Annotated in this window: 5 protein-coding genes; 4 read left to right on the top strand and 1 reads right to left on the bottom strand. The window is 74.4% G+C overall.

Translation table 11 applies throughout. The annotated features are described in order from the left end of the window. Positions 1 to 112 precede the first annotated feature (112 nt). Positions 113 to 958: a GNAT family N-acetyltransferase gene (locus C1I95_RS27095; protein ID WP_111217957.1), complete on the bottom strand. Its 846-nt coding sequence runs from the start codon at positions 956 to 958 to the stop codon at positions 113 to 115. A 146-nt stretch (positions 959 to 1,104) separates the two neighbouring features. Here C1I95_RS27095 and gltB point away from each other — a divergent pair, with 146 nt between their 5' ends. The 4 genes from gltB to C1I95_RS27075 form a co-directional block, all read left to right on the top strand. Beyond that, on the top strand, positions 1,105 to 5,850 hold the full coding sequence (gltB, locus tag C1I95_RS27090; RefSeq protein ID WP_111217956.1) for a glutamate synthase large subunit: 4,746 nt from the start codon (positions 1,105 to 1,107) through the stop codon (positions 5,848 to 5,850). Beyond that, complete coding sequence (locus C1I95_RS27085; protein WP_111217955.1) at positions 5,843 to 7,354, top strand: glutamate synthase subunit beta; 1,512 nt, start codon at positions 5,843 to 5,845, stop codon at positions 7,352 to 7,354. Before gltB ends, C1I95_RS27085 begins: the two co-directional genes overlap by 8 nt. 259 nt (positions 7,355 to 7,613) lie before the next feature. Next, positions 7,614 to 9,077, top strand: a complete 1,464-nt coding sequence (locus C1I95_RS27080; protein WP_111217954.1) for an MFS transporter — start codon at positions 7,614 to 7,616, stop codon at positions 9,075 to 9,077. Between the two features lie 182 nt (positions 9,078 to 9,259). Continuing rightward, the coding region (locus C1I95_RS27075) for an FtsK/SpoIIIE domain-containing protein (RefSeq protein ID WP_111217958.1) at positions 9,260 to 11,405 on the top strand (2,146 nt) is incomplete at its 3' end.

The raw sequence follows: 11,405 nt of genomic DNA, 5'->3' as shown, positions 1-11,405 counted from the left end.
GTCCCCAAGCCCCCACCCCCGACAACAGCGTCGATCTTGCACTTTCGGTCGCCGATACACGTCTTATGCCGGAAAAGCGGCGACGAAAAGTGCAAGATCGCGGGGATCGCCGTCAGGGGCGGAGGGGGGCGGGTTCGGCGATGCAGGCGGTGCCGACGCGGCGGAAGCCGGCCCGGAGGTAGACCCGGGCGATCTCCTCGCTGCCGGCGGAGAGGAAGACCACCGCGACGCCGTCGGCCAGCAGGGCGCGGGCCAGGGTGGCGGTGACCGCGGCGGCCAGGCCACGGCGGCGGGCCGACGGCAGCGTGGCCACCCCGGCGATCTCGGCCACGTCGTCGACCCGCATGGCCATTCCGCTGGCCAGCGCCCCCTCGTCGGGTGTCTCGGCCAGCGCCGAGAGTCGGCTGCCGTCGGCGATACGGGTTCGTTCCTCGTCCAGCGCCGCGACGTCCAGGCCGGTGCGGGCGGCATCGCGCTGGGCCGGGCCGGCCTCGCCGCGGCCGGTGCCGGGTGCGGCGAACCCCACCGCGGCGACCGCCCGCCGGGTGGCCACGTCCGCGGCGAGCGTCGGTGCGGACGCCGCCAGCAGCCGCACCGGTACGTCGGTGAAGGTCGTCGGGTCGCCCACGGCGGCCGGGTCGAGCACCATCAGCGGGGCCTCCAGCACGGCAAGCCCCGCCGAGCGGGCCACCGCGAGCAGTTCCGGGTTGACCTCGTGTACCCACTCCAGGGCCTCGGGCAGGCCGAGTTCCCGCTGCCGGGCCCGGACCACCGTCAGGTCGGCCAGCGACGGCGGTTGGTCCGCGCCAGGGCGCGGCCGGGCGTAGAACGGCCATCCGGGGCTTTCGCGGACGAACAGGACGCAGGCCCCGTGATTCTCCGCCCGGGCCGCATCCCGGGGCACCGCGTCGTAGAACCGCTCCAACCGGTCGAGCAGGTCAGCGCGCCGTATATCCACCGCGCGAGACTACATGTCCCAGAGTCTGGACGGTGTGATCAATCCGCACTGGCCTTGCGCACCGCGCCCTAACGTAGACTCAATAATCCGCAAAGGGCCGACGTCGTCCCGACCATGATCCACCCTGAGTGACGACAGGAGGCCCGGTGGCCTTTGCGTACCCTCACCGCCCCCAGCCGGCGCCGCGAAACGGCCAGCTAGCGTCCCCTGCCGGCCTCTACGACGCCTCCCGCGAGCACGACGCGTGCGGCGTGGCCTTCGTGGCGGACCTGCATGGACGGCGCTCCCATACGGTGGTCGCGAACGGCCTCGGCGCGCTCTGCCGGCTGGACCACCGGGGTGCCCGGGGTGCGGAACCGAACACCGGTGACGGCGCGGGCATCATGATCCAGGTGCCGGACGCGTTCCTGCGCGCGGTGGTGGACTTCCCGCTGCCCCCGGTCGGCGAGTACGCCACCGGCCTGGTCTTCCTGCCCGACGACGACGCCGCCGAGGCCCGCGCCCGGCAGGTGGTCGAGAAGTACGCCCTGGTCGAGGGGGCGGCCCTGCTCGGCTGGCGGGACGTCCCGGTCGACCCGTCCGACCTCGGCGAGACGGCCGTCGCGGCGATGCCCCGGGTGCGGCAGGTCTTCCTCGCCGCGCACCGGCTCACCGACACCCCCGCCGGCCCGGCCGGCTCCCCGCTGCGCGGCATCGAGCTGGAGCGGGTCGCCTTCTGCGTACGCAAGCAGGCCGAGCGGGAGTCCGCCGAGCGCGGCGTGCCGGCGTACTTCCCGTCGCTGTCCGGGCGGACCATGGTCTACAAGGGGATGCTCACCCCGGACCAGCTGCCGGCGTTCTACCCGGATCTGACCGACGAGCGGGTGGACAGCGCCATCGCCCTGGTGCACTCCCGGTTCTCCACCAACACCTTCCCGTCCTGGCCGCTGGCGCACCCGTACCGGTTCATCGCGCACAACGGCGAGATCAACACCATCCGCGGCAACCGGAACTGGATGCAGGCCCGCGAGGCGCTGCTACGTACCCCGGACCTGCCCGGCAACACCCGCCGGGTGTTCCCGGTCTGCACCCCGGCGGCCTCCGACTCGGCCAACTTCGACGAGGTTCTGGAACTGCTGCACCTGGCCGGGCGCAGCCTGCCGCACGCGGTGCTGATGATGATCCCCGAGGCGTGGGAGAACGACCCGGACATGCGCGCCGACAAACGCGCCTTCTACCGGTTCCACGCCAGCCTGATGGAGCCGTGGGACGGTCCCGCCTCGGTCGCCTTCACCGACGGCGAGATCGTCGGTGCGGTGCTCGACCGCAACGGCCTGCGTCCGGGTCGCTGGTGGCAGACCGCCGACGGCCTCGTGGTGCTGGGCAGCGAGGCGGGCGTGCTCGACCTCGACCCGGCCACCGTGGTCGCCAAGGGCCGGCTCCAGCCCGGCAAGATGTTCCTGGTCGACACCACCGCCGGCCGGATCGTGCACGACGACGAGATCAAGACCGAGCTGGCCGCGGCCCAGCCGTACGCCGACTGGCTGCACGCCGGGCTGATCGAGCTGGACGACCTGCCGGCCCGCGAGCACATCGTCTACACCCACGACTCGGTACGCCGCCGCCAGCAGACCTTCGGCTACACCGAGGAGGAGCTGAAGATCCTGCTCGCGCCGATGGCCCGCACCGGCGCCGAGCCGATCGGCTCGATGGGCACCGACACCCCGATCGCCCCGCTGTCCACCCGGCCCCGGCTGCTCTACGACTACTTCCACCAGCTCTTCGCCCAGGTCACCAACCCGCCGCTGGACGCCATCCGCGAGGAACTGGTGACCAGCCTGGCCTCGACCATCGGCCCGGAGGGCAACCTGCTCGACCCCGGCCCGGCGAGCTGCCGGCAGATCGTGCTGCCCTACCCGGTGATCGACAACGACGAACTCGCCAAGATCCTCTCCATCGACGAGGACGGTGACCTGCCCGGGTTCAAGGCGGTCCGGGTCTCCGGGCTCTACCGGGTCCGTGACGGCGGCGCCGGGATCAAGGCCCGGCTGACCGAGATCTGCCGGCACGTCTCCGAGGCGATCGAGGACGGCGTACGGATCCTGGTGCTCTCCGACCGGGACTCCAACGCCGACCTCGCCCCGATCCCGTCGCTGCTGCTCACCGCGGCGGTGCACCAGCACCTGGTCCGCGAGCAGACCCGCACCCAGGTCGCGCTGATCGTGGAGTCCGGCGACTGCCGCGAGGTGCACCACGCGGCCGTGCTGATCGGCTACGGCGCCGCGGCGGTGAACCCGTACCTCGCCTTCGAGTCGGTGGAGGACATGATCTCCACCAGCGTGTTGGCCGGCGTCGAGCCGCGGGCCGCCATCCGCAACTACGTCAAGGCGCTCGGCAAGGGCGTTTTGAAGATCATGTCGAAGATGGGCATCTCGACCGTGTCGTCGTACTGCGGCGCGCAGGTCTTCGAGGCGGTCGGGCTGGAGACCCGGCTGGTCGAGCGGTACTTCCGGGGCACGCCGAGCACGATCAGCGGGGTCGGGCTCGCCGGCATCCACGCCGAGGTGGCCGCCCGGCACGCGCTGGCCTGGCCGGCGCCCGGCGCCACCGCCAGCGACCGGCTGCCCGTCGGCGGCGAGTACCAGTGGCGCCGCGAGGGCGAGCTGCACCTGTTCAACCCGGAGACGGTCTTCCTGCTCCAGCACGCCACCCGCAGCCGCCAGTACGACGTGTTCCGCTCCTACACCGCCAAGGTCGACGAGCTGGCCGCGCGGGCCGGTTCGCTGCGCGGGCTGTTCCGGCTGCGTACCGGCGAGCTGCCGCCGGTGCCGATCGAGGAGGTCGAGCCGGCCAGCGAGATCGTCAAGCGGTTCGCCACCGGCGCCATGTCGTACGGGTCGATCTCGGCGGAGTCGCACGAGACCCTGGCCGTCGCGATGAACCGGCTCGGCGGCAAGTCCAACACCGGTGAGGGCGGCGAGGATGTCGACCGCCTGCACGACCCGGCCCGCCGCTCGTCGGTCAAGCAGATCGCCAGCGGCCGGTTCGGTGTGACCAGCGAATACCTGGTCAACGCCGACGACCTCCAGATCAAGATGGCCCAGGGGGCGAAGCCCGGCGAGGGCGGGCAGCTGCCCGGCAACAAGGTGTGGCCGTGGATCGCCCGTACCCGGCACGCCACCCCCGGGGTCGGCCTGATCTCCCCGCCGCCGCACCACGACATCTACTCGATCGAGGACCTCGCCCAACTGGTGCACGACCTCAAGTGCGTGAACCCGGCCGCCCGGGTGCACGTCAAGCTGGTCAGCGAGGTCGGCGTCGGCACGGTCGCCGCCGGGGTGGCCAAGCTCAAGGCCGACGTCATCCTGATCTCCGGCCACGACGGCGGCACCGGCGCCTCCCCGCTGAACTCGCTCAAGCACGCCGGCACCCCGTGGGAGCTGGGCCTGGCCGAGGCGCAGCAGACGCTGCTGCTCAACCGGCTGCGCGACCGGGTCACCGTGCAGGTCGACGGCCAGCTCAAGACCGGCCGGGACGTGATCGTCGCGGCGCTGCTCGGCGCCGAGGAGTTCGGCTTCGCCACCGCCCCGCTGATCGTCTCCGGCTGCATCATGATGCGCGTCTGCCACCTGGACACCTGCCCGGTCGGCATCGCCACCCAGAACCCGGTGCTGCGCGAGCGGTTCACCGGCAAGCCGGAGTTCGTGGAGAACTTCTTCCTCTTCCTCGCCGAGGAGATCCGCGGCTACCTGGCCGAGCTGGGCCTGCGCAGCATCGACGAGGCGATCGGCCGGACCGAGCTGCTCGACGTCGTCCCGGCGATCGAGCACTGGAAGGCCGGCGGGCTCGACCTCGGCCGGGTGCTGCACCTGCCGGACCTGCCCGAGGGCGCGGCCCGTCGGGGCGTACGGGCCCAGGACCACGGGCTGGAACTGGCCCTGGACAACGAGTTGATCGCCCTGGCCGAGCCGGCGCTGCGCGACGGCAACCCGGTGCGGGTGGAGGTGGCGGTGCGCAACGAGCACCGCAGCGTCGGCGCGATGCTCGGCGGCGAGGTCACCCGCCGGCACGGTGGCGCGGGACTGCCCGCCGACACCATCGAGTTCACCCTGCGCGGCACCGCCGGGCAGTCCTTCGGCGCGTTCCTGCCGCGTGGGGTGACCCTGCGGCTCAACGGCGACGCCAACGACTACGTCGGCAAGGGCCTCTCCGGTGGCCGGCTCGTCGTCCGGCCGGACGCGGCGGCACCGTTCGTGGTCACCGACGCCGCGCCGGGCCGCCGCGCCGAGGACCAGATCATCGCCGGCAACACCATCCTGTACGGCGCCACCGACGGCGAGGTCTTCCTGCGCGGCCGGGTGGGAGAGCGGTTCGCGGTGCGCAACTCCGGCGCGGTGGCGGTCGTCGAGGGGGTCGGCGACCACGGCTGCGAGTACATGACCGGCGGCACCGTGGTGGTGCTCGGCCCGACCGGGCGCAACTTCGCCGCCGGCATGTCCGGCGGCACCGCCTTCGTCTGGAACCTCGACCGCCGGCTGGTCAACACCGAGCTGGTCGACCTGTCCGCGCCCGGCGAGCAGGAGCGGGTCCGGCTGCACGAACTGGTGCAGCGGCACTTCGCCGAGACCGACTCGGCGGTCGCCGAGGCGCTGCTCAAGCGCTGGCCGGAGGCGGTGGAGGAGTTCACCGCCGTGGTACCCCGGGACTACCGCCGGGTGATGGAGATCATGCGGGCCGCCGAAGCCGCCGGCCAGGACGTCGACGACGCGGTGATGAGCGCATTGGCGGCACCTGCCGCCCAGCAGACGCAGCCGGCGCCCGCCGATGCGTCCGCGCAGCCGGCGCCCGCCGATGCGTCCATGCCGGTTCCGCCCGCCCCGCGGGTGGTCGCCCAGGAGGTGGCTCGTGCCTGACCCGAACGGTTTCCTGCGCTACCCGCGCCGGATGCCGGCCCGCCGGCCGGTGCCGGTGCGGATCAGTGACTGGCGGGAGGTCTACCCGCCGGCCGGCGAGGAGCTGATCCGTGAGCAGGCCACCCGGTGCATGGACTGCGGCATCCCGTTCTGCCACAGCGACACCGCCGGGTGCCCGCTCGGCAACCGCATCCCGGACTGGAACGACCTGGTCCGTACCGGCAACTGGGCCGCGGCCGCGGCGTCGCTGCACGCCACCAACAACTTCCCCGAGTTCACCGGCCGGCTCTGCCCGGCGCCCTGCGAGGCCGCCTGTGTGCTCGGCATCGCCGGGGGCGAGCCGGTGACCATCAAGCAGGTCGAGGTGGAGATCGCCGACGCGGCCGTGGCGCGGGGACTGGTGCCGCACCCGGTGCCGGCACCGTCCGGCCGGTCGGTCGCCGTGGTCGGCTCCGGGCCGGCCGGGCTGGCCGCCGCCCAGCAGTTGGCCCGCGCCGGTCACGCCGTCACCGTGTACGAGCGCGACGACGCGATCGGCGGCCTCATGCGGTACGGCATCCCCGACTTCAAGCTGGAGAAGCAGCACGTCGACACCCGGCTGGCACAGCTCGCCGCCGAGGGGGTGGTGTTCCGTACCGGGGTGGACGTCGGCGTCGACGTCACCGCCGAGCAGTTGCGCGCCGAACATGACGCGGTGCTGCTGGCCTGCGGGGCGTTGCAGGGCCGGGAGACCGACACCCCGGGCCGGCAGCTGCGCGGGGTGCACCAGGCGATGGCGCACCTGGTCGCCGCCAACCGGGTGGTCGCCGCGGCCGGCGACGGACCGCCCGCGACGGCGGTCCTGCCCGACGGCACGCCGATCGACGCGGCCGGCAAGCACGTGGTGATCATCGGCGGCGGTGACACCGCAGCGGACTGCCTCGGCGTGGCGCACCGGCAGGGCGCCGCCGGCGTACACCAGCTGGACCTGTACCCGCGACCGCCGCAGACCCGCGACGAGGCCCGCGACCCGTGGCCGACCTGGCCGTGGATCCTGCGGGAGTACGCGGCACACGAGGAGGGCGGCGAGCGGGTCTTCGCCGTGGCGGTGCAGGAGTTCGTCGACGACGGCACCGGCGCGGTACGGGCGGTGCGGATCGCCGAGGTGACCGTGGAGAAGCGGGACGGCCGGCGCATCGTCACCCCGGTGCCCGGCACCGAGCGGGAACTCCCCGCCGACCTGGTGCTGCTGGCGATCGGCTTCGAGGGCACCGAGGAGCAGCCGCTGCTGGCCCAGTTCGGGGTGACCCGCAACGCCCGCGGCGCGATCGACTCCCGGTCCGACTGGCAGACCGACGCCGACGGGGTCTTCGTCGCCGGCGACATGCACCGGGGCGCCTCGCTGATCGTCTGGGCGATCGCCGAGGGCCGGGCCGCCGCCGCCGCGATCCACACCCACCTCGGCGGGGCCGGCGCCCTGCCGGCGCCGGTCGACTCCGCCGCCCATCCCCTCGTCGCCCGCTGAGGGTGCAAGGAAGGGCCCCCTGTTAACGCCGCCTCAGGTATAGCAGGGGGCCCGGCTTAACAGCCGCCCACCGGGCCGCGTCCGACCGCCGGTCGTCAGGTTGGCGGCCCTGCCGCTGCCCGAACCCGATGATCGACGAGGGCGGCGGTGGTGAGACCGCTCACGGATTGCGGTAAATCTGGCAAATTGCGGCCAGACTTGGCGGCTGCCGAACCTGCGTGGTTCGGCTTTGTCATGCCACCGTCTGGGGAGGTTCGCCGTGGCGCTCGGTGCCACGTTCGCCGCGCTGCGCCACCGCAACTACCGCATCTGGGCTGCGGCCGGCCTCGTGTCCGTGGTCGGGACCTGGATGCAGGTGCTCGGGGTCAACTGGTACGTGCTCGCCGAGACCGGTTCGGCTACCTCCATGGGCCTCGCCGTGCTGCTTCAGGCCGTCCCCATGCTGCTGCTCGGGGTGTGGGGCGGGTCGCTGGCCGACCGGCTGCCCGCCCGGCCGGTGCTGATCGGCGCCCAGCTGGCACACGCGGCGTTGGCGGCCGGGCTCGCGGTGGTTGCCTTCACCGGCGCTGGCGGCCTCCCGGCGATCTACGCGATCTCCCTGGCCACTGGGGCGGTGTCCGCCATCGAGGGCCCGATCATGGGGCGCTGGTGCTCCACCCTGGTGGACCGGGAGAGCCTCGGCAATGCCCTGGCGCTCGGCTCGCTCACCCACTCCGCCGGGCGCATCCTCGGCATGAGCGCCGGCGCCGTCGTGGTCGCCGTCGTCGGCCCCGGGATGCTGTTCGCCGTCAACGCCGTGAGCTTCCTCGCCGTGGTGGTGGCCCTGTTCGCGGTACGCGAGCGGGAGCTGCACACCGGCGGGCCGGTCGCCGAGGCGGAGGTGGCCGACACCAGTATCCGGGCCGGTTTCCGCTATCTGCTGCGCCAACCGGTGGTGCTCGTCGCGCTGGCCATGGCCTTCGTGCTCGGCAGCCTCGGGCGCAACTACCAGGTGACCATGGCGGCGATGAGCGACGGGCCGCTGGGAGCCGGGGCGGCCGGCTACGGCGTGCTGTCCAGCGTCTTCGCGGTCGGCACCGTGGTCGGGGCGTTCCTCGCGGCCCGGCGGCGGGAGCTGGGCTACGGCGTGCTCGTCGCCGCCGGCCTGCTGGCCAGCACCCTGCAGATCGTGGCCGGCCTGGCCCCGGGCACGCTGAGCTTCGCCGCGGTGATCCTGCCGATCGCCGCCGCGGCCGTGGTCATCGACACCACCGTGGGCACCCGCGCGCAGCTCGACACCGACTACGCCATGCGCGGCCGGGTGCTCGCTGCGGTGGGCATCACCGGCTCGGTCGCCGCCGCGGTCGGCGCGCCGCTGCTCGGCTGGCTCTCCGAGCACGCCGGCCCCCGGCAGACCCTGGTGCTGGCGGGCGTGGTCACTGCGGTGGCCACCGCGGCGGCGGGACTGGCGCTGGACCGGCTGCGCGGTCGCCGGCTGCGGCACCGGATCACCCGGGCGCTGGCGCAGCCGGCGGTGCTCCGCCCGGTGCGCCGGGTCGCGTCGAGGGCGGCCCACGTCGTCCGACCCGCGTCCATCGCCGCCCGAGCGCCCCGGCCCACGATGCCCCACCGGACCACGGCGGCGGGGTTGGTCAGGACGACCCGGCCGGGACACGAATGCCCGGAGTGCGCGGCACCGCAGCTCGCCCGGCGCAGCTCGCGCCTGTCGCGCACCGGGCACTGACGAACCGGCAGGCGGCCCCCCGGCGACGATGCGGACGCCCCGGCGACGCGTCCGGTTTGGGCTGTCCCGGTGTCACCTGTCTCCGTTAGGGTTCCTCGTGTGAACCCGACGGAGCGAGCGGCGTCGCAAGGCATCGCCTCCGCGACAGCTCGCTAGAGCGCACTGAGAGGTAACGGCACAGCTTGGGCACGCTCGCGTCGGTGTACGGGCAGGCGGTCGCCGCCCACCGGGCCGCCCGGGCCCATCTCGAAGCCGCCCGCGAGGCGTTGCGTACCGCCGCACCGTCCGGCCCGGCGGCCGACGCCGACCTGCTCGCCCGGCTGGCCCGGGTCGGCTCCGCACTGGCCACCCCGACCCCGGGCATCCGGCTGGCCCACCAACCGGTGCCGGTACGCGTCGGCGAGGCCGTCACCTCCGGCGGCGGGTTCCCCGTCCTGCTGCCGCTCGGCGCCGGGCACCACCTGGCGGTCGACACCGACGCCCGCGACCCGGCGGTGGCCGGGTTGCTGCGGGCGCTCGTGCTGCGGCTGCTGGCCACCGCCGAGCCCGGCGGCGTCCGGGTCACCGGGCTGGACACCGCGGCCCTCGGCGCGACGTTCGGTCCACTGCGACCGCTGGTCGACGCCGGCGTCATCGAGGCACCGGCCACCAGCGAGCCGGAGGTCGCCGCGCTGCTCGACGCCGCCGAACGGCACGCCCGCGCCGCCCGGCAGGCCGACCGGCCGGACCAGGAGCTGCTGGTGGTGGTCGCCGCGTCCGTCCCGCCGCCCCGCGAGGCCGCCCGGCTCGCTGCACTAACCCACGCCGGGCCGGCCGCCGCGGTCTGCGTCCTGCTCGGCGGGTGGCCGCCGGCCACGCCGGAGGAACCGGCGCTGCGGCTGGGCGCCACCACCAGGCTGCGGTTCACCGACCGGTACGCCCGGGTCGGTGACCCGCCGGGCACCCCGTTCAGCGCCGACGGCACCGGCCTGGCCGCCCCGGTGGTCCTCGACGGCGACCCGCCGCCGGCCTCGGTCGCCGCGCTCGCCACCCACCTCGGCGCGGCCGCCCGGCGCGGCGAGGCGGTCGGCTTCGCCGACCTGCTGCCCGGGCAGCGGTGGGCCGCCTCGGCCCGCGCCGGTCTGCGTACGGTGGTGGGTCGCGCCGGCCGTGACCCGTTCGCGATGGCCTTCGACGACGCCACCCCGCACTGGCTGGTCGGCGGACGCACCGGCGCCGGCAAGACGGTCTTCCTGCTCGACGTCCTCTACGGGCTGGCCGCCCGCTACTCCCCGGCCGAGTTGCAGCTCTATCTGCTCGACTTCAAGGAGGGGGTCAGCTTCACCGAGTTCGTCCCCACCGGCCGTGACCCGTCCTGGCTACCGCACGCCCGCGCGGTCGGCATCGAGAGCGACCGCGAGTACGGCGTCGCCGTGCTGCGCGAGCTGCGCCGCGAACTGCACCGGCGGGCCACCGCGCTCAAGCGGCACGGCGTCACCAAGCTCGCCGACCTGCCCGCCGACACCGCGGTACCGCGCATCGTCGCCGTGATCGACGAGTTCCAGGTGCTGCTCGCCGGCAACGACCCGCTCGCCCGCGAGTCGGTGGACCGGCTGGAGGAGTTGGCCCGCAAGGGCCGCTCGTACGGCGTGCACCTGGTGCTGGCCAGCCAGAGCACGACCGGCATCGAGGCGCTCTACGGCCGGGCCGAGGCGGTCTTCGGGCAGTTCGCGTTGCGGGTCGCGCTGCCCGGCGGCGGGGGCGTGCTCGACCAGCTCAACGACACGGCGGCGACGCTGCCGGTCGGCTCGGCCGTGGTCAACACCGCCGCCGGCGCGCCGGGAGCGGACACGGTGGTCCGCTTCCCCGACGCGCACGCCGCCACCAGCGAGCTGACCCGCCTGCGGCACGAGCTGTGGCAGGCCCGCCCGGCCGGCGCCCGCCCGCCGTCGGTGTTCCGGGGGTACGACACCGCGCGGGTCGAGGACGACGCCACCTTCACCGGGCTGCGCCCCGGCGGCCGGCGCCCGCTCGCGCTGGTCGGCCGGACGGTCGACGTGGACGGCACCACCGCGCTGTTCATCATGGACACCGCCCCCGGCCGGCACCTGGCCGTGGTGGGCACCTCGGACGCCGGCGCGGAGGTGCTGCGCGCCGCGACCCTGAGCCTGGCCCGGCAGCACGCCCCGGGCGAGGCGGCCTTCCTGCTCGCCCCACTGGTCGCCGCCGCCGACCCGGCCGCCGACGACACCGCCGCCGCGCTGACCGCCGCCGGGCACCGGGTCGACCGGCTCGACGCCACCGCGCTGCGCGCCCGACTGGCCACCTTCGCCGCCGACCCGGCCGAAG

Source organism: Micromonospora craterilacus, from assembly GCF_003236315.1.
GTDB classification, from domain to species: domain Bacteria; phylum Actinomycetota; class Actinomycetes; order Mycobacteriales; family Micromonosporaceae; genus Micromonospora; species Micromonospora craterilacus.
The sequence above is the reverse complement of the archived record's forward strand: the minus strand, read 5'-3'. Positions and strand labels throughout refer to the sequence as shown.